19 protein-coding genes and 1 pseudogene are annotated in these 19,422 nt (G+C 37.1%); 5 read left to right on the forward strand and 15 right to left on the reverse strand.

Annotated elements, in window-relative coordinates; genetic code table 11:
• Positions 1-40: 40 nt before the first annotated feature.
• On the reverse strand, positions 41-187 hold the full coding sequence (locus tag ADM90_RS25075) for a hypothetical protein (RefSeq protein WP_235473477.1): 147 nt from the start codon (positions 185-187) through the stop codon (positions 41-43).
• Between the two features lie 19 nt (positions 188-206).
• Positions 207-647, reverse strand: coding sequence for a hypothetical protein (locus tag ADM90_RS10930; RefSeq protein ID WP_235473479.1), 441 nt, complete (start codon positions 645-647; stop codon positions 207-209).
• A gap of 209 nt (positions 648-856) precedes the next feature.
• Between ADM90_RS10930 and ADM90_RS10935 the strand changes: the two genes are divergently transcribed.
• Positions 857-2,209, forward strand: coding sequence for a transposase (locus ADM90_RS10935; protein ID WP_053994487.1), 1,353 nt, complete (start codon positions 857-859; stop codon positions 2,207-2,209).
• 324 nt (positions 2,210-2,533) lie between these two features.
• On the forward strand, positions 2,534-3,433 hold the full coding sequence (locus ADM90_RS10940) for a 3-hydroxyacyl-CoA dehydrogenase (protein WP_053995055.1): 900 nt from the start codon (positions 2,534-2,536) through the stop codon (positions 3,431-3,433).
• 58 nt (positions 3,434-3,491) lie between these two features.
• On the opposite strand, the gene ADM90_RS10945 is transcribed toward ADM90_RS10940, so the two are convergent.
• A complete protein-coding gene (locus tag ADM90_RS10945) occupies positions 3,492-3,836 on the reverse strand; it encodes a CHY zinc finger protein (RefSeq protein WP_053995056.1) in 345 nt (114 codons plus the stop codon).
• A gap of 31 nt (positions 3,837-3,867) precedes the next feature.
• Positions 3,868-4,788: a DMT family transporter gene (locus ADM90_RS10950; protein WP_053995057.1), complete on the reverse strand. Its 921-nt coding sequence runs from the start codon at positions 4,786-4,788 to the stop codon at positions 3,868-3,870.
• A gap of 192 nt (positions 4,789-4,980) precedes the next feature.
• Between ADM90_RS10950 and ADM90_RS10955 the strand changes: the two genes are divergently transcribed.
• Entirely contained in the window at positions 4,981-5,532 is a 552-nt protein-coding gene (locus ADM90_RS10955) for a DinB family protein (protein ID WP_053995058.1), read from the forward strand.
• A 118-nt stretch (positions 5,533-5,650) separates the two neighbouring features.
• Here ADM90_RS10955 and ADM90_RS10960 read toward each other — a convergent pair whose 3' ends face one another.
• Positions 5,651-6,502 (reverse strand): pyridoxamine kinase, encoded by an 852-nt coding sequence (locus tag ADM90_RS10960; protein WP_053995059.1) that lies wholly within the window; start codon positions 6,500-6,502, stop codon positions 5,651-5,653.
• Between the two features lie 178 nt (positions 6,503-6,680).
• On the opposite strand from ADM90_RS10960, the gene ADM90_RS10965 reads away from it, so the two are divergent.
• Positions 6,681-7,232: an ECF transporter S component gene (locus ADM90_RS10965; protein WP_053995060.1), complete on the forward strand. Its 552-nt coding sequence runs from the start codon at positions 6,681-6,683 to the stop codon at positions 7,230-7,232.
• A gap of 99 nt (positions 7,233-7,331) precedes the next feature.
• Positions 7,332-7,772 (forward strand): cell wall hydrolase, encoded by a 441-nt coding sequence (locus tag ADM90_RS10970; protein WP_053995061.1) that lies wholly within the window; start codon positions 7,332-7,334, stop codon positions 7,770-7,772.
• A 46-nt stretch (positions 7,773-7,818) separates the two neighbouring features.
• Here ADM90_RS10970 and ADM90_RS10975 read toward each other — a convergent pair whose 3' ends face one another.
• From ADM90_RS10975 to ADM90_RS11015, 10 genes and pseudogenes are all read right to left on the reverse strand, one after another.
• Positions 7,819-8,028 (reverse strand): YdbC family protein, encoded by a 210-nt coding sequence (locus ADM90_RS10975; protein ID WP_053995062.1) that lies wholly within the window; start codon positions 8,026-8,028, stop codon positions 7,819-7,821.
• Positions 8,029-8,091: 63 nt separating this feature from the next.
• Positions 8,092-8,877, reverse strand: a complete 786-nt coding sequence (locus tag ADM90_RS10980; protein ID WP_053995063.1) for an alpha/beta hydrolase — start codon at positions 8,875-8,877, stop codon at positions 8,092-8,094.
• A 446-nt stretch (positions 8,878-9,323) separates the two neighbouring features.
• Complete coding sequence (locus ADM90_RS10985) at positions 9,324-10,181, reverse strand: transglutaminase family protein (RefSeq protein ID WP_053995064.1); 858 nt, start codon at positions 10,179-10,181, stop codon at positions 9,324-9,326.
• Between the two features lie 37 nt (positions 10,182-10,218).
• Complete coding sequence (locus ADM90_RS10990; protein WP_053995065.1) at positions 10,219-11,166, reverse strand: alpha-E domain-containing protein; 948 nt, start codon at positions 11,164-11,166, stop codon at positions 10,219-10,221.
• The gene (locus ADM90_RS10995) at positions 11,159-12,610 is read right to left on the reverse strand and encodes a circularly permuted type 2 ATP-grasp protein (protein WP_053995066.1); all 1,452 of its coding nucleotides are present in this window, start codon (positions 12,608-12,610) and stop codon (positions 11,159-11,161) included. Before ADM90_RS10995 ends, ADM90_RS10990 begins: the two co-directional genes overlap by 8 nt.
• Positions 12,611-12,931: 321 nt before the next feature.
• The gene (locus tag ADM90_RS11000) at positions 12,932-15,133 is read right to left on the reverse strand and encodes a 5'-nucleotidase C-terminal domain-containing protein (protein ID WP_053995067.1); all 2,202 of its coding nucleotides are present in this window, start codon (positions 15,131-15,133) and stop codon (positions 12,932-12,934) included.
• Positions 15,134-15,357: 224 nt separating this feature from the next.
• Positions 15,358-16,611 (reverse strand): MFS transporter, encoded by a 1,254-nt coding sequence (locus tag ADM90_RS11005; protein ID WP_053995068.1) that lies wholly within the window; start codon positions 16,609-16,611, stop codon positions 15,358-15,360.
• Positions 16,612-16,724: 113 nt separating this feature from the next.
• A pseudogene (locus ADM90_RS25545) lies at positions 16,725-16,832 on the reverse strand (IS3 family transposase); the annotation flags it as partial.
• A 135-nt stretch (positions 16,833-16,967) separates the two neighbouring features.
• Complete coding sequence (locus ADM90_RS11010; protein ID WP_053995069.1) at positions 16,968-17,423, reverse strand: hypothetical protein; 456 nt, start codon at positions 17,421-17,423, stop codon at positions 16,968-16,970.
• Complete coding sequence (locus tag ADM90_RS11015; protein WP_053995070.1) at positions 17,416-19,422, reverse strand: AAA family ATPase; 2,007 nt, start codon at positions 19,420-19,422, stop codon at positions 17,416-17,418. The genes ADM90_RS11010 and ADM90_RS11015 overlap by 8 nt, the downstream gene beginning before the upstream one ends.

Below are 19,422 nucleotides of genomic sequence, written 5' to 3' on the forward strand. Positions count from 1 at the left end.
CTATCACCAACCGCCCTTCATCACCCCCTTACGCATTCGGCTACGCCCTACACATTCCTTGAAGCGGACGTCTTCTGTCGAAAAACGATAAACATTGAATATAGCTTTCAGCCCAGTGACCAATCGCATCCTTAAAATAACCACCTGACTTTAGGTCAATCTCTGCACGAGCAAATACTGCTAGCATGTCATTCAAATCTTCTGCATTAACAGCCTCCCAATTTACCAGCTACATATATTTCACTCTTAAAAGAATTTCCAGTTTGCGTAATTTTTATTTCAATAGCATTGCCAAATAATCTTTTAAATTTCTCATAATTTTCCTTAAACTCTATTGCTCCCTCTGGATATGCATGTGTACCATCTATATAAGCTTGAAGAATTGCTGCTAACGAAACCTTTACTGTAATACTATTGCTTGTTGTTGTAAGTGTCATTTTATCGTTTTCCAGTCCTACTTTAACGAGTAATAACATTTTATAAATATCTTGATAGGACATCGCTTGTGATTGACCCGTTGTTGCAACAGCCTTCTTTGCATGGATAAGACTCGCAACATCTACAGCTTCCTGTGCAGAGGCTTGTCCACCAACCCCTCCTGTAAAACATGCAATACTTAGTGCTCCAGCTAACATTATCTTTTTCATTATTCTTCCTCCTTTATTCCTTAAATAAAGTGTATAAAAACAACTATTAATAAATCTATAAAATTATGGAATTCAGTTAATAATTGAGTTAATTTCATAATTCTAATCCCTTTAATATCAAGGGCTAAAATTAAATAAAAATGAGGCACCTCCCCAAATTCGGTATAATGGTAGCGACTAAACAACCCACCGAAAAGGAATGATGCCTCATGACTATTGTAAAACAAATGAGCCTATTTGACATCCGTGAATTATTGAAAATGGAAAGTTCTCGTCGTTTTGATGCTATTTTAGCCACTTTCGATGTGCAGCCAATCTTTCAACTATTTCGAAAGAAGACGATGCGTGGTGCTCCACGAGAATTAAACTACGGTGCGATGATTCAATCATTGATGATCCGCATTGTCGAGCGTATCCCTACCGTTAAAGATTTGGTCAATCGATTAACGCATGATTTCGTCTTTCGCTTAGATTGTGGCTTTTTAGTTTCGGACACGGTGCCATCTGAAGCCTCGTATTCACGTATGGTCGACGTGATTAGTCAATCAGATGTCTTAGATCGCATGCACGATGAACTTATTCAAGCTGCCTTTACAGAAGGTTTTCTTGAAGAGGAACACCTTAGTTTTGATGCAACACATTTTGAAGCGAGAGATGCCGCAAAACCAGCAGAGAAAAAAGAAACACAACCGAAAAAACGTGGTCGTAAATCAAAAGAAGAACGTGCTGCCTGGCTCGCTGAACAAGCAGAACTTGAAGCGAATCAAACGACTTTTGAAAAGAAGTTGGAAGCACAATTAACCATTCCATTGACGACTCTATGGCAAGACATCCCCATTGAACCAAAGTGGGGCATCAAGAAAAACAGCGATGGTAAAAACACATTCTGGTACGGCTTTAAAGGGCATTTAGCTGTTTCGACAAAAAGCCAATATATCGTGGCGCGTCTAATGTCTTCCGGCAATCTGAGTGATAGTAAAGCGGCGATTCCGTTACTAAAAAAGATGAACCATATCATGCCTAACCATTTCACAACGGCTATTTTCGATGCAGGTTATGACTATGAAGCAATTTACCGCCAGATTTCAATACAAGAGATGAAAGCTGTGATTCCATATGTGAAAAGACGTGAGGGCGAAATGATCGGTTTTGATGAACATTTCCGTCCAACCTGTGTGCGTGAACATAGCTACTGTTACGACAGCTTTGATGAAAAGTATCAAACGCTTAAGTTCACACGTCCAAAAGATTGCGCAACCTGTCCATTACGTGATGACTCGCTCTGTCAAAAGGTGTTTAAAATCAAGTGTGAAACCGATATCCGCAAATACACGTTTCCAGCACGTGGCTCCGAGCTATGGAAGAAACTTTACAAGGAACGCACAGCTGTCGAACGAGTAAATGCTTATTTAAAGCAATTTTTTCAGTTAAACAACGTCCGTCACAAAACCGGTAGAAAAGCTAAACTGCACTTCAACCTTGTGACGTTTATTTATAATGCCTGCAAATTAGCAGTCGATCGGATGAATGTACGTTTACAGCTACAAAACAACGCAGCTTAAATTTTAAAAAACAAAAATCAGACACAGGAGCAGTCTAAGCTCTTGAAAAAATCGATTTATGAAATTGATTCAATTATAAAAAAGATTGATTTTACCCATACTTATCATCACTACTTCTTTTGTTGCTAGCCAATCCCCATTCTAAAAAGATGTTCTATAGGGTACACCTAGTATATAAATGCTTTTTGTAATTAATATATATATATAATATCAAGAGCTATTGTTTGATTTTAAATCGCTGAAAGACGTAGGATATACTTGTATCAAAATAAACTTATTTTTATATTGCTATATCAATGTATTAATTTTCGAGGAGGAAGTCAGATGAATTATCAAAATATTACAGTAGCAGGTAGTGGCGTACTAGGAAGTCAAATTGCTTATCAAACAGCTTTTAAAGGCTTTCAGGTAACCGTCTATGATATTAATGATGAGGCATTACAGCATGCCCAAGATCGTATTGCCAAATTAAAACCACTTTACCAGCAAGACTTAGGTGTAACACAAGAGGAAGTAGATGCCGCGTATGCACGTCTAACATTTAAAAGTGACTTAGCACAGGCGGTTGCTAATGCAGACCTTGTGATTGAAGCTATTCCTGAGGTTGTAGCAATTAAAACAGACTTCTACACACAGCTTGGTAAAGTAGCCCCTGCAAAAACTATTTTTGCAACAAATTCGTCTACGTTATTGCCTAGCCAATTTGCAGCTGCAACTGGTCGTCCAGCGCAATTTTTAGCTTTACATTTTGCCAATACGATTTGGAAAAACAACACGGCTGAAATTATGAAACATGCTGGTACAGATATGAAGGTATTCGAGGAGGTTGTAGAATTTGCACGTGCAATCGGCATGGTGCCACTGCCATTATACAAAGAACAGCCAGGCTATATTTTAAACTCATTGCTAGTGCCATTTTTAGATGCAGCAGAATTACTGTTAATCAAAGAAGTAGCTGATCCTGAAACAATCGATAAAACATGGATGATTGGGACAGGCGCTCCACTTGGACCATTTGCCATCCTAGATATTGTTGGTATTAATACTGCCCATAATATTGTGGAAGCCAAAGCAGCTGCAACGGGTGATGAAAACATGAAAAAGTTGGCAACCCTTTTAAAAACAGAGTATATCGACAAGGGCAAACTTGGTCGTGCTACAGGGGAAGGTTTCTATACTTATCCAAATCCCAACTTTGAAAAAACAGATTTTTTAAAAGGCTAATCATAGTTAAAGAGCAATCACCCTTTAGAAAGGGCAATTGCTCTTTTTCTGATTTTACTTATTTAGCATTCGCACAGCTTGTTGGCGCAACAGTGATTGCAAAATATTTATCATAATGTTTTGCACAATTAGGATTAAATTCAGTACTACAGTATAGACATGTGTCATTTTGTAAATATTCATGGATTGTTAGTTCATTTCTACATACCCCACAAAGAATAGCTTTTCCATAAAACTCGTTCTCCTGCCATACTTGTGCACCATGGGATTCATTTTCACTATGGCATTTATAGCAAGGATAATATTTATCGCAACACTTGAACTTAATCAGCGTTGTATCATTTTGTTGATGATAATGTTTACAACGCCCCTCATCGTCAATCGTGGCATGAAGCTTTTCCATCGTTTATCTCCTTTTTTAAAGAATGCTCTAACTAAGCAGCATTCCGATTTTTCTGTTCCACTATAACACTTAAAATACCAAAAACTAAAAGTAATAGTACACCAATCAATGTAATCGTTGACCATTGCAATCTTGGATCAAAAAGCTGGAAAAAGAAGGTGAATACAGGAATAAAACATAGTGACATCATCACTAAAAAGACCTCACAATATTGAATACCCTTTTGTAGTAAATACATTGGTATTAATACGCCCATCACAGTCATCAATAAAATCCAGCCAATATTTTCGAATAAATAAGTGAACAACACATCATAAGTAGCTATAAAGGATAGCCCAATAATACCGTAAAATCTTTTTGATAAAATCATAGAGCTTGTCCAACCTAGCTGGCTTAACTGTTTAGAATAGACTGTGCAGAATACAGCACCAAGCCCACATAGTATACTTGCACCAACACCCAAAATACTAGATTGATCCCACGATTGTACGGCGGATTTTCCTGTAAAAATAGCAACAATTAATAATAAGCTTGCCGCAAATATACCAAATGCAATACCCCATTGCGCCTTTAACACATGCTTTTTTTGCTGAATGACTAGCATCAGGGCAAATAACGGCCCCAATCCCATCTCCAATGAACTGACAATTGCCGGTTCAATATATTTCAATGCAAAGTAAAATCCCATAAAGGCTAAAATGGAAGCAGCATTTAACTTCAATAATGGTAATCTTGCTGTACGCCAGTTTGGTGCTATCTTTTGTCTACTTGTAATAAGCTGAAAAAATATAGTGGTTATAAAAAAGCTAACGCCTGTAAAAAGAAATGGATGCACTGCCTGCACACGATTTGAATAATAAACCTGACTAACAGAGGTTAAAATCGCTGACAATAATAAGCTTCCCACCCCTACTATGTATACATTACGTTTATGAACAATTATCGTATCCATCGAATCCTCCACCTTTCCTTAGCTTTTTATGTCAGCTCATTTTTTATGAATTCCAACTATAATACCACAAAACTATGTGAATTTTACAAATTTTTAGGGTCTGCCCTAAATTATCTAGCACGATAAAAATAAAGCAATTGCACCGATATACACATTACCATATAATAACAGCAATAAAGGAGCTGAAAATTTATGAAATCCCACAGCATGGCTAAGCATTTCCTGCTATTGCAGGAGCAACGGATTTACTACCTACCAGCTATTCAGACGCTTTCTCAGGAAGAACTATGGCATCGACCCTATGAAGGAAAATGGTCTATTGGTGAGCATTTTTATCATTTATATTTAATTCTCAAAATGCTCCATACAGCAACCAAATATTCTTTATTCCTCACACCTATTGCGAAACTACAAAGAAACAAGCCCTTTGCTACTGAAATACATGATATTTATGCTGCCTATAAATTGAAAAAAGGAAAAGGAATGCCAGCACCTAAAATCTTAATACCACCTAAAAAAATATACTTTGCGCTCAGCAGCCAGGATATTGAGCAAACACTTATGAACGAAACATTGGCATTACAGTGGTTAGTAAAAAATATTGAGGAAGATATCGCAGGGCATATTCGCTTTCCAGACCCTATTGCTCATTATCCTAATCTTATTCAAGCGATCCAATTGCTCGCTATTCATGAACAGCATCATTTTAAAATTATGGAAAAAACATTCTCTTACACCAAATAAAACAAAGCCATCTTTGTGTGCATAGACAACAAAGATGGCTTCTATCTGCCAAACGCAATATTTTTTTGTTCCTTTAAGTCATTATTTTTATTTCAAATAACTCTATTTATCAAAAAGCCTACGATAGCAACATGCGCAAAAACTTTTCAAAGTGGACACCTGCTTCACTGGGTATTTGCTCCTTTGCTGTGGCCTCAATAGCCGTAGCTAAAAATGCTTCTGCAAGCTTCATAGACTCTACTAAATCCTGCCCACGCATCATACCGCCCATGATAACAGAGGCAAATAAATCACCTGTACCAGAATAGCTTTGACCATTATAGTCACGAATACTAGAAAATGAACGAGTTGCATTGATATACATATTGCCTACATAACGCTTAGTCGTATCTGCTGGCGGCGGATTCAAGCCTGTAATAATAACGTTTGCTCCCGTTATCTGCTGTAGCTGCTGCCCTGCCTCCTCAAGTGCCTGCATATAATCTGTTTTATTTTGATAATGCTGTAGCTTATCATAGGACAGACCTGTCAGCAAGCAGCATTCTGTCACATTTGGTGTAATCAGATCAGCACATGTCACAAGCGCTCTCATACGATCAAGCAGCTCACCTGTAAACATTTTATAAACCTCGCCATGGTCGCCCATTACTGGATCAACAAGCAATGTTGTTTCATTTGAATGAAACACATCTAAAAAACGAAAAATATTATCGATTTGCTCCTTGCCTGTGACAAAGCCTGTATGAATGCCATCAAATGCTACCCCAAGCTTGTTCCACTCCTCAGTAAAATATTCCATCTTTGACGTTAAATCCTCACAATAAAAGCTAGAATATCCCGTTTGAGCCGTTAAAATGGCTGTTGGCAAAGGCACTGCTTGAACACCCATCACTGATAAAACAGGTATGGCAGCCGTTAGGGAGCACTTCCCATACGAGGACATATCCTGAATAACCGCAACTTTCTTCATTCTTCACTCCACCTAACTCATCCTACTTATACTGCTCTCATCGTATCACAATTAAATAAATACGAAAATAATCTCAATCTGACCACTAACTCTTTTACAAAATTGGCACTTTCATTATAGTCAGTCCTTTGCTAAAGTAAAAATCATCAAAATATTCATTATAGTGAGGAAGAGATCCATGCACAGTATTCAACGATATACCTATACAAAACCGCGAACAAAAACATTTGATTTAGTGATTACAGCCATTTTAGCAGCACTTGTTTTTGTGGCCACGATGTTTATTAATCTAAAGCTACCATTTGGACAGGGTGGACTTATTCATTTAGGGACATCCATGCTGTTTATCTCAGCTATTTTATTTGGCCCTAAAAAGGGAGCACTTGCCGGCGCAATCGGGATGGGCTTATTTGATATCGTGGGTGGCTGGTTAATTTGGGCACCAACTACCATTATTTCGCGTGCGCTACAAGGCTTTATTGTTGGTAAAATCGCTTGGTCTAAAGGCTATAGAGGCGACAATATTGGACTAAATATTTTAGGAGCCGTTCTATCAATGCCTGTGATGATTGCCGTGTACTACATCGGGCAAGCTATTATGTTCAATAGCTGGATTGCCCCACTGGCATCAATTCCCGGAGATATTATTCAAAATATTGTTGGCTTAATTATTGCCATTCCTGTATGTATTGTATTGAAAAAAACACCATACTTTAAAAGAAACTTTTAATAAAAACATGCCATCTCCATAATAAGGTGGCATGTTTTTATTTGCTTATTAGTGACATGAGTCCTGTCCATTTTCATACTATAGGATGGAGGTGATAAAATGCCAAGAGTAAAATATCGTGATGCTGATATTGCCTTGATGGCACGAATGATGAGGGCCGAGGCTGAAGCTGAAGGAAATCAAGGAATGCTATACGTTGGGAATGTTATTGTCAATCGTGCTATTGCTGACTGCTTAGATTTCAATGATGTGAGAACCATTGAGCAAGTAATTTTTCAAGTACAGGGCAATAATTATTCCTTTGAAGCCGTTCAAAAGGGCAATTTATTTTACCAGCGGGCCCGCTCATCTGAAAAAAAGCTAGCGAAGCAAAACTTGGATTTTTGGAGAGAGCACCCAGCAAAATATGCACTGTGGTATTTCAATCCATATGCACCATGCCCGCCAACATGGTATGGTCAGCCATTTACAGGGCAATTTAAAAATCATTGCTTTTATGAACCAGCAGCTGGAACATGTGAAAGTGTTTATATGGGGTAAGATATAATAAAGGGAACTCCTCATCTAGCGAGTGTTCCCTTTTCACTTATTTCAACAATGCTTGTAATGCTTGTACCTCGTCCTCTGACAATGTGATGCCCTTCCCCATTTTCTCACGGTTCGGTGCCCATTCGCGAATATCATACTTCGGTGCATGACCATTCCAGCTAATGAGGTTTAGCTCCTTTTTCCAGCCCTTTGCTGATTCTGAGAGCACGCCAATTTGCTCGATAATTTCGTATTTGATCTCTGCCATAATAGCCTCCATTAGTTATTTTCATATATGGTATCATAACAGCTTATATGACAAATAGTGAAATTAATCTTCTTGATGCGTACCTCCACCATACAACCAACGAAGCGCACGAATAAAGTGCTGACTAAAGAAGCAGACATCATGTGTGCCCTCAGGGTTTAATTCAAATAATAGATTTCCTTCCAAATAGTCCTCCTTTGTCAATTCTTGATAAGCTTTTTTCGTAGCCTCCACCATATTCTTTTGAATGCTATCTCTATAAATGCCTTCTAACTCCCCCACATATAAATACAAATGATGATTTTGACGATTCACAGCTGGCTTTATATAGGTATTCCCTTGACGTTTTACTTCCTCTCCTCGTATATACTGTAGAACATCCTCATACCAAAACGAAGCGGATAGCACAATATATTGATGAAACACTTCTGGATAATAATACGAAGCAAAGATTGAAGCAAGCCCGCCAAATGAGCATCCTGCAATAGCTGTATAGGAAGGGGCAGGATTGGTAGCATAGTGTGTATCTATATACGGCTTTATTTGGTGAACAATCGTATCCAAATAATTTTTCACCTGCCCACCTAAATTAGGTGTATTTGGCATAAGAGACGGCGCTTCCCATGGTGTATACTCATTATTCCGATCAATTGGTACGATACCAATAATAATCAGTGGCTCAATTTGCGCTGTAATAATTAAATGATCAATATAGTTCATCGCCTGTATAGCACCATTCCCACCATCATGCATATAAATGGTACGATACTGCTTTGCTGGATCATATCCCGATGGTAATACGATTGAAACATCATACTGATTAATTTTTTCATATTTAATTGAAATCATTTGTCTTTCTCCATCCTTTTAAATTGATAACGATAATCAATATCAATTATAATAATAGTATACTTTACCATGAAAATGAAGGTGAAATTTTTATCTTTCAAGACCTTAATGTATGTAGCATTAAAGTAGCTATATTTTTAACACTGAAAATATAGTATTATAAACTTTATTAACATTTCGTTTTTAATCCATGATTTTTTATTCACTTTTTCAAACAGTCTAATGAATACTTAGTCATGCCATGAAAAGGCTGGGCATTATTAATTTGTCTATTATAAAAGCCGTATAATTCTCAAATTAAAGAAACAATAGAACAAGAAAACCCGAACTATTACAAAATGCTAGCTAAGCATTTGGCAATATCGTTCGGGTTTTCTATTGGCTAAAATCCTTTTATCCCAGTCTTATATTATCTTATTAAATTTCATAGAGTTAAACTTCCCATCTTATAAATGCTCAATTTTTGTCACATCCACTTTGACGGTTAATGCGTGTGCCCCTCCTTGGTAAACACCCTCTACAGGGCTTACATCTCGATAATCACGTCCCACACATAAAATAATATGATTATCTAGCACCTCTACATTATTTGTCGGATCAAGACCTATCCATCCGATACCAGGTACCATAATTTCTACCCAAGCATGTGTTGCCGTATCTCCAATAAGGTCATCGTCTTTGCCAACATATAAATAACCACTTATATAACGTGCTGGAATACCACAATAACGCAATACCCCAAGCATAATATGTGTATAATCCTGACAGACACCAGCCTTCAACTCAAATGCCTCTGTCGCTGTTGTGTTCACTGTTGTGGCATGTGGATCGTACTTAATCGCATGGTGTAAGTACGTCATCACATCACATGCTAATTTTAAGGGATTGTCACTTTTACCGCCAATAGCCGTTAAAACCTCCTGAATTTGCTCTTCATGTAGGGATGTCAGCTTTGATGTATTCAGATAAGGTAAATAATGACTTTTAAATAGCTGTGATTGAAAAATATTACGCATTTCTTCTGAAAAATTAATTTGATAAACATACGGCGCTTTTTGCACACTCACTGTAGAGGTTGCTGTAATGACAAGTTCTTTATGTGGTTCTGCAATAAAAAAGCTGCCAACATTATTCAGCCAAATATCCATATATTCCTTTATCATTGACGGTGGTGAAATATTTAAATTATACGATAAAACACGCTGACATTCGCCCGCTCTAGGCTTTAAACGTATTGTATTCAGTGATTGTTCCACTTCACTTTCATAAAGAAAAATATTGCTATGTGTGATATGGTACTTCATACGTTTCTCCTTTTGTATGCGTAGCGTGTTGCATGCTTTACACAGCCAGAATAGGTGGTGTTAAATAATAGGCTTGAGCTAGAATAGGACCAAAATCTGTACAATTTTGTCGAATATCTTTTACCCTCTGCTTCTGCTCTGCTAACGTTAACGTCGCCATATCAACATTGGTTAAAGCAATCAGTTCATCTAACGCACGATACATATTTTCTACATTTTGATTTGTTAATCCCTGTTCTATATCATACACTGTATCTCGAATTTTATATAGCCCATACGCCACAGAGCGAGAACATTTTACATCACTAATTAAAAAATTCAACACACTGTCTACTGTTAACACACGAGAACGGTAGGCATATTCCTCAGCAGTATTCGTAAGCTGCAAGCCTAAGCGTATCGCACGATCTGGCTCTAATTGACCTTCTATTTCCAATAAATGATGCAAAATTAATGCTGTTTTCTCAGAGCGTTCCAGCCATTTACCAATCTTTAAAAATTTATAGCCCATATCTCTGGTCATCAATGAATCAATAACACCTGTTGCTGTCAAAGCCGTTTTTCGAATATGTGTTAAAAAATTTGTCGTATTTAGCAATGCAAATGTCTCTGGATAGGCACCCTCTTGAATATCTAAATACAAATCATTCCATTCCTCCCACAGCTCATTCGGCAAACAATCCCTTGTATTACGAGCATTCATACGCACACTCGTAATGGTAGCTATTAACGAATTGAAATTATCACGATCATAGATTAAATAATGCACCATATCCTCTAAAGTATTTTGTGGATAACGCATTTGATAATCTTCAATATACCCGCAAATTGTAGGCACAATAAGCGATTCTTTTTCATACATCAGATCCTTATGATTTGACTCTAGTGTATACTCTAATTGTGCATATAAAATATGCGCATTTGCTTGTGTACGTTCAGCATAACGTCCAATCCAATACAATGAATCCGCTACACGACTAAGCATGTTCACCAACCCCCTTCACAATCCACGTATCTTTACCGCCTCCACCTTGAGAGGAATTCACAACAAGCGAGCCTTCTTTTAAAGCCACACGTGACAATCCTCCTGGCAACACATATATGTCCTCTCCACTCATCACAAAGACACGCAGATCCACATGACATGGATAAAAATGTCCATTTTGAAATGCAGGAGCACGTGATAATTTAATCGTTGGCTGCGCAATATATTGATGGGGTGATTCTACTATTTTTTCATAGAAGATTTGCCGTTCCTCCTCCGTAGAATGTGGTCCAATTAACATATCATAGCCACCAGACGCACCAACATTTTTCACAACAAGCTCCGCTAAATGTGTAAGCACCCATTCTCTTGTTGCATCATCTTCAAGTAAATAGGTCTTCACATTATCAATAATCGGCTCTTCTTTTAAATAAAAGCGAATCATTTCTGGTACATATTGATACATCGCCTTATCATCTGCAACACCATTACCAATCGCATTTAAAATCGCCACATTGCCCTTATTATAAGCATCTAGTAAATGTGGTACACCAAGCATAGAATCTTCTCTAAAATAAACAGGATCAAGAAAATCATCATCAATCCGTCGATAAATTACGTCTACTCGTTTAAGACCGAGAATCGTTTTTAAATAAACAACATTCTCCTTCACCACTAAGTCGCGCCCTTCCACAAGCGGAATATTCAAATGCTTTGCTAAAAACACATGGTCATAGTAAGCAGAATTATAAATACCTGCCGTTAATAAAACCGCATGGACCTCTTCATCCACTGGCATATTTATTGGACGATGTGAAAGTAATGCCTCCTGTAGATGCTGCAATTGCCCCTCCAACCGCTCAATAGCGTAGTCATCAAAAAATTCAGGGTAAATTTTCCGCATCACATAGCGGTTCTGATAGACATAGCTCATACCTGAGGGGTTGCGTAAATTGTCTTCAAGCACACAATACTTGCCATTTTCATCTCGAATTAAATCAATACCGGCAAGAAAGATATGATTTTGTAGCGGGATATTTGTTCCAACAACTTGCTGATAGTAATATGGATTATTCTCAATAAGCGCTTTGGGGACAATGCCTGCCTTGACAATGTCTTGAGCATGGTAAACATCCTGTAAAAAATGATTTAATGCCTTGACTCGCTGCTTCATACCACTCTCAATCATTTTCCATGTATTTTCTGGAATAATTATCGGAATAAAATCAAATGGCATGGTGCGTTCTGTTCCACCTTCTGCTCCATATACAGTAAATGTAATTCCTTGTCTTAAGAAGCTGGATTGTGCTGCATGATGCTTATCATACAGTTGCTGCTCAGAAAACGACTGCAGCTGTTGATAGAACGTTTGATAATGCTTTTTAGGTTTGCTCCCATCTAGCATTTCATCATAAAATACACCAGATTCATATAATTTCCACATAATAAAATCCCTCCAATACATATCTATATTAGTTAAAATACGACATCTTCTAACAAAATTCCTTTATTTTCTGAATTTTCGTAATTTACTAGTTTACACTTGGTTAGACAGATAGGGCTTGTAAGCTTAGAAGAGGTGTACAGTGTGGAACAGCGATCATTATACGGCTTTTATAGGATGAATTAACTTATATGAGAACTATAAATAAAAAATGAATACTGTAAGAAACAAAAAGAAGCAACCAAAGGCACTACACCACAAAAATTAGATATTTTACGCTAACTTTTGAGTGCCGTCCAGGATCGCTTCTTTTCGTCTTACTTACTTTTTAATTTTTACATAACGGCTATAAACATAACCTGTTTTATCTTTATACGAGATTTTATACCAGCCTTGCTCCTTACCTAAAATCGTTATTTCTGTATTTTTGGCAAGTGTACCATATACTTTTCCAGCATTCGATGGCTTTGAACGAACATTTAAGTGATAGGCAGTCACAATGCCTTTAGGTAATTCTGGTTGTGTTACAATTGGCTTTGAGTTATCTGGTGCTGGCTTTTCTTCTTTATCCTTAGGAGTATTCAACACTTTGACAAGCTTCTGATAAAACTCTCCTGTTGTTTTCACTTTAGCAAATTGACTCGCATCGACTTCCGCTTTTGCTGCTAATGCTTCAATTTCTTCTTTCTTTATAGCATCTTTGACATTAATCGAAGCAATATTTGTATATTTTCCGTCCTCTGATGTAGGAATAGCTAAAATACCTTTATTCACTAGCTCCACAACAGCAGCACGAGCAGGTGATTTTGTATCGACGCCAATAATTTTCCAGTTATTTTGAATAACAGGCTCGTATACACCATTCATTTCCTCTTGCAAGTAACGAATCGCTAAATTACGGATTGTACCTCCTGTTTCTCCATAAGCACTTTCCTCTTTCGAAGACCAAATCATATTAAACGTACGTCCTTCAAGTGCTTGACCTGTTGACACAAGGAAATCCATTCGATAGGCGTTCATGCCTAGCTTTAATTGGTCATCCATATGAATTGGCGTGCCATCTAATTTACGAAGATTTTTTATCCTCTTACCAGTCTGCTCTGTTAAATCAATATCATATTTAACATTCCCAAAATAATCATTTGTACTATATTTAGAGGCACGGCGTGTTGGATTAAAGCTCACTGTTACATCCCCATCACGTGTACTATTGAAATAATCAACAGCCCATTCCATATAATCCTTTAAGTCTTGGCCCGTTACCTCATAAACCGATACCTCTCCACCAGCAAATTGATAATTATAAGCAATGTCCTTTTTCTTAATCGGACCTATATCTAATGCTGCTTTATCATTATCAATCTGGTGTGCAACTACATCCGCATTACTATAATGGAGCATGACTTCATGGAAGAAGTCAGATAAAGGTGTTTCTTGAATGTGGACAGAAGGAATGCCAGTAATTTCATTTTTCGGCACAAGATCTGTTCCTTTTAGCTGTGCCACCTCAATATTAGCATCGGCACGTGCAAACTCATGATATGGCTTTAATATTTCTTCTAGCTCTTTATCAGATTCAACAAAAGTTCCATCCTCATTCTTAACCGGAATTGTTGACGCATCTTTTTCCTTTAATGCAATTTGCTCCCCTTGACGAGTAAATGTTAAATCGATACGTGAAATATGTGAACCATATTTATTAGGCTCTGTAATGAGAACGCCATTCACGTCTTCTTTATTAATCAGCACATGATTATGACCTGCAAAAATAGCGGCTAACTCTGGAATCTCATTGGCCATTTCCTTGACACCTGTTCCTGGAACACCATTTTCATTTTCCAAGCCCATATGCATAAGTCCAATCATCACATCTACTTGACCCTCTAATTCTTTGACCGCTTTTTTCGTTTCTTCTATGGGATTTTTAACAACTAATCCGTCTAAATGATTCGTACCCTTTTCATACTCTGTAATAAGCGGTGTTACCATCCCAATAACGCCAATTTTAACACCCTCACGTTCAATAATTGTGGACGCAGGTAAATAACGCTCTCCATTTTCTTTATAGACATTACCAGCAAGTCTTGCTCCATTAAATTGACTCGAAACCTTGTCCAATACATCCAAACCGAAATTAAACTCATGATTGCCATATGTCCAAGCCTCATAGCCCATTTCATTTACAGCAGCTAGCATTGGAGATTTTGGTTGATCATTGAACAACTCAGCCGAATTATCCTGTATTAAATCACCATTCTCCAATAAAATTGTATTCGGATTGTCTTTACGAATATCCTTAATAATTGTATACAATTGTGTTAAGCTTCCTGTTAAATTTGGCCCATCCGTCGCATAATCCCAAGGCATAGAGCGCCCATGAATATCTGATGTAGCAAGAAGTGTAATCTGAATATCCTGTTCCTTCTCTTGTGCATTGACAGTTGTTTGGCTAAAGAAAATACCTGTTACCAGAACCAATACCGCTATACTAAGTATGGATATACCTTTTTTCAATCTGTTCATTTCCTCAACGCCTCCCTCTTATTCTGAATGTTAAGATTTGCTTCACTAGTGTAGCACTTAAAATACCTTATCTCCAGGTAATATATAGCATAAAAGTAATAGAGTTGTTGATTTTTTAATAAATTTTTTGGTGATTATCCTTTTACTAAATACATTTTTAGTAAAATAAAAGAGGGATATTGAATAAGAGTTTAACTCCCATTCACTATCCCCTGTTTTCTTTGTTAAAGACTATTATTTTCTGCTTTCCATCGCTTCTCCTTTAAACAAATAACGCCAATTAAGCCTATTGCGGAAAAGAGAGTTGGTATGATTAAACCATAGAAATATCCATCCCCTAAACGTCCAGTTATATCCAAAACATAACCAAAAATCATCGGTAGCAATGCGGCACTTAAAAAGCCCCCTGTATTCGCAAAGCCCGAAACAATGCCAGATTCTGTTAGGGGAAAAGACTGACGAACAGCTGCAAAGGTTAAAGCACTTGCCCCATAGCCAAAGCCGATGATAAAGAAAAGTACGACAAGTAAGAAAAACGGCGGCTGTCCTTTAAAGAACAGAAAGGATAACCAGCTCAATAAAGCAGTAATATGAACGGCTATATATGGCTTTTTAATCGTAGCTAGCCAGCCTGCAACCCAGCTCATGAATGGGGCGCCAATCAATGCCCCAATCAGACCAATCATAATTAGCTGACTTGCATCTGAACGTGTCATCTCATACATATTGATTCCATATGGCACTGCCCACGAGCTGATAAAGCCAACATATCCCCCAACAACCCCAAAATGGCAAAAAAATAAAGCCCATGCCTGCCGATTTGAACAGATTCTTTGTAATAAAACAGCCGTTTTCTCTCGTTGTATCTCCTTCGTTACCGCTACCTGCTCCTCTGGTAAGATACGCTTTGGACTTTTCACAAGCACAACGTACAGCAGCACACCACATAAACATAATAGGATTCCTGCTGCAAAAAATGTTATTCGCCAGCCAAATAAAAGGATCATTGTAGCAAAAGGCACTGTTGCTAATAAAAAGCCTAAGCTTCCTGTCATACCTGCAAAGCCAATTAACCGAACAAACTCCTTTTTCTGAAACCATTGCGCCAAAATAAGCACCATATTCACCCATATCGTCGCATCGCCTATCCCAATCAGCAGCCTCGAAAAAAATAGCACAAATTCATGTGTACCAAGACTGTAAAAAACCGTCCCTAAGCCCGTAAGAGCAGCACCAACGATGAGAAAAAAATTCGGACCAAAGCGATCTGCTAAAATCCCCATTGGAATTTGCAAGCTCGTATACACCAAAAATTGTACACTCGTCAATAGCCCAATTGTCGATGCTGTCACACCGAAATCCTTCATCAACTGATCTGTAATTAACCCTGGAGCAGTTCGTTGACTTGCCATAATCAAATACGTAAACAATACAGAAGCAAACACAATCCATCTGTACTTATCATGCTGTCTATCCAATAATCATTACTCCCATTAGCTTTTATATTATTTATATGAATGGTATGCCATGATAAAAACCTGTTTTTGAACTTCTCTCTGTCAAGTAGGCAATGGAAATAATAAAAATTGTATTAAGCGACTTGAGTCCTGAATTCTAAAGGACCTAAGCCGCTTAATCGTCTCTGATAACAATAGTGATTATAAAAATGAACATAGTCAATTATTAGTTTTAACTCTTCATATGAATCGTACTTCTACAAATAATATTTTAAGGATGTATACATTATTGCATCACTTTATGTAAAAAATGCACAATGATCTTTTCGCATCTACCAATATATCGCTTTTATAAAATGCGCTACATTCATATCCTATTAAAATGGTACTTCTTGCTTTGCTGCTAATACATAATTAAATAGAGCGAGTTGTAGATCGTTTTCTTGCTCTTGCTTAAGGTGATATTCTTCTTGGCCTTCTTCATTCTTAATTACATAAATATAGGAAGTAAATTCATTTATCATGAGATAGTGAAATCCTGCATATGCACATTTTTCAGCATACTGTAGCATCGTTTTAAAGTCTACTAGTTGTTTATGACCTTTGTAATAGAGCGACTTAACAATTGTACGATCATATGCAGATAATGTCACAGCACGGCAAAGCTCTTTTTTATTTTTTACATCCACTGGTATTTTATATTTTTCACCAATGACTGCACATAGTATAAAAAATTCGCTGTTTTGCTGAAAGAGTCTGCATTTAGCTATTTGGTGATACAGAGGAAAATGCTCGCTCGATACATACACGCGCAATTGACCTAATTCATCCATGCAAAACAGCCCCTTCCTGCACTTTCATAATTCTCGTCTCCCCTGCACCTATTGATTCCAGTCGATAGTAAGTGCCAATTATTCCTGTTTCTTCAAATTGCACTTTTTCATTATGGCCAAATTCTCGATCAGTAACAAGTAACACCCATTGGCTACTTATTTTCGGTAAATACTCCAGCAAATTTTGTTGATGTTGAGATGAGATTCTTCCGAAGGGGGTATCCATGAATAATGGCATCTCCATCATGTTACTACCTGAAGCTACTTGCGCTAATGCGGTAATAAAACTTAGCGAAAGGACCTGTCTCTGCCCTTGAGAAATATTTGCTAAGAAGGGTTGCTCGTAGGCGTTTAATACCTCTAACGAGTAATCCTTTTCTACTTTTACACGCTTTATCATATCTTGACCTGCTTTATCAAGTAAATACATTAAGTTCTGTTGGGTAGCCAATTGAAGGTCTTCAATTAAATCTGCCTCAAACTGACGAATAATATGTTCCATTGATTTTGTCGCCTGCTCCAATATGCTATGTTTTTTAATAAGTACTTGATGAATGCCACTTTTTTTCTCCAGTTCTTTTCTACTACTGTTAAGCTTGATTTTTTTCATGCTTACAGTCTCCTGTGTTTGTTGATTTTCTTTCATTTGTAATTTAATAGTGGTAATTTCCTCTTGATGCTGTGTTCGTTCTGCATTTAACTGCTTGATTTCATCTGTATTAACAGTTCCGATTTTTTTGTTAAGTTGCTCTAGCTCCCATTGCAGCCTTTCCTTTTGATTCATCAAGCGCTCGATGCCATCTTTCGTCTTTATAATAAAATCTTGTCGTTCCTCTAAATACGATATGATGATTTGAATACCCTGGTATAACTGATGAATATCTTTTTTTGCTTCAAAAGATCGAAGTTGCTGCTCTAATTTTTTTAATTCTTGATGGCGACGATCTCCCTCTTCCATCTGACTACCACATATACAAAACATATTATCGATTAATTCTGCAACAAATTCCGCATTTATCCCCATAAAATTCTTATCCAATAATTCTGTTGATATCATTGTCATTTGCTGCAATAATAAATCTTCACTCATAAGTAGTGGTAGATATTTATTTACTTTTCTTGCTTCTTGAAATTCAGCATCAATATGTGTTGTCAATTCTTCTAAGCTTGTTTCGATACTTCGCCGTTCGTCAATATCCTTTTTCATTGTTTCAAACTGCTCTAACTGCTTTTCAATTTCATAAACTGCATGTTCATTTCTTTTTTGATTCGATAACAATTGATTGTACGCTAATTGTAGTTGTCCTTCCTCCGTATCCAGCTGCTCTAATTCTTTTAGCACAATTCTTAGTTCCCCTGTTGAATGTTTTTGAAGATCCTTTTTCACTTGATGCAATAATTTTTTCAAAACATCTTTTGACTTTAATATTTGATCAATTTTCAGCAAATTTTTGATCCCTGTCGCTACCTCTTCTTTTTGCTGTGGTGAAACTCTTGTTAATCTTTCAATTCGCTCTCCATCGAAAAAGAAATAATGTTTTACACGTGGATCAATGATCATCATAATTTCTAATTCAATCTCATTTTCAGTGTGCCATTCATGATGAGTTGTTTCATTCACCAATTGAACAGCATGAAGTTCCTCACGTATTTTCCCATCCAACTCTTTTATTGAAAAATATGTGCGTGTAATTTTATAATCTTGATCTTGGTGGGTAAACCATAGTGTTACACTACTGTTAATTCCCTGATTAATAAGCGCTTGCTCTTCAATCGCTTTAATATTAGCCAGCACAATATCTGATGAATGTTCATCTTGCTCCAAACGAGTATCACCAAACAAAGCGAACATCATCGCTCGGTAAATAGCTGTTTTCCCACGCCCATTTTCACCTTGAATAACTGTTACAACCTCATGCTCTTTGGAGTGTGCAAACTCAATTTGTTCTGTGTCATAAAACTGACGAAAATTCGTCATTTGCAAACATTTAACAATCAC

This window comes from Lysinibacillus macroides (assembly GCF_001281525.1).
Classification (GTDB): Bacteria; Bacillota; Bacilli; order Bacillales_A; family Planococcaceae; genus Lysinibacillus; species Lysinibacillus macroides.

Excerpts from the sequence above, each read along its gene's own strand:
- ADM90_RS25075 (WP_235473477.1), bottom strand. The coding sequence starts at position 187 with ATGCTAGCAGTATTTGCTCGTGCAGAGATTGACCTAAAGTCAGGTGGT.
- ADM90_RS10930 (WP_235473479.1), bottom strand. The coding sequence starts at position 647 with ATGAAAAAGATAATGTTAGCTGGAGCACTAAGTATTGCATGTTTTACA.
- ADM90_RS10935 (WP_053994487.1), top strand. The coding sequence starts at position 857 with ATGACTATTGTAAAACAAATGAGCCTATTTGACATCCGTGAATTATTG.
- ADM90_RS10940 (WP_053995055.1), top strand. The coding sequence starts at position 2,534 with ATGAATTATCAAAATATTACAGTAGCAGGTAGTGGCGTACTAGGAAGT.
- ADM90_RS10945 (WP_053995056.1), bottom strand. The coding sequence starts at position 3,836 with ATGGAAAAGCTTCATGCCACGATTGACGATGAGGGGCGTTGTAAACAT.
- ADM90_RS10950 (WP_053995057.1), bottom strand. The coding sequence starts at position 4,788 with ATGGATACGATAATTGTTCATAAACGTAATGTATACATAGTAGGGGTG.
- ADM90_RS10955 (WP_053995058.1), top strand. The coding sequence starts at position 4,981 with ATGAAATCCCACAGCATGGCTAAGCATTTCCTGCTATTGCAGGAGCAA.
- ADM90_RS10960 (WP_053995059.1), bottom strand. The coding sequence starts at position 6,502 with ATGAAGAAAGTTGCGGTTATTCAGGATATGTCCTCGTATGGGAAGTGC.
- ADM90_RS10965 (WP_053995060.1), top strand. The coding sequence starts at position 6,681 with ATGCACAGTATTCAACGATATACCTATACAAAACCGCGAACAAAAACA.
- ADM90_RS10970 (WP_053995061.1), top strand. The coding sequence starts at position 7,332 with ATGCCAAGAGTAAAATATCGTGATGCTGATATTGCCTTGATGGCACGA.
- ADM90_RS10975 (WP_053995062.1), bottom strand. The coding sequence starts at position 8,028 with ATGGCAGAGATCAAATACGAAATTATCGAGCAAATTGGCGTGCTCTCA.
- ADM90_RS10980 (WP_053995063.1), bottom strand. The coding sequence starts at position 8,877 with ATGATTTCAATTAAATATGAAAAAATTAATCAGTATGATGTTTCAATC.
- ADM90_RS10985 (WP_053995064.1), bottom strand. The coding sequence starts at position 10,181 with ATGAAGTACCATATCACACATAGCAATATTTTTCTTTATGAAAGTGAA.
- ADM90_RS10990 (WP_053995065.1), bottom strand. The coding sequence starts at position 11,166 with ATGCTTAGTCGTGTAGCGGATTCATTGTATTGGATTGGACGTTATGCT.
- ADM90_RS10995 (WP_053995066.1), bottom strand. The coding sequence starts at position 12,610 with ATGTGGAAATTATATGAATCTGGTGTATTTTATGATGAAATGCTAGAT.
- ADM90_RS11000 (WP_053995067.1), bottom strand. The coding sequence starts at position 15,133 with ATGAACAGATTGAAAAAAGGTATATCCATACTTAGTATAGCGGTATTG.
- ADM90_RS11010 (WP_053995069.1), bottom strand. The coding sequence starts at position 17,423 with ATGGATGAATTAGGTCAATTGCGCGTGTATGTATCGAGCGAGCATTTT.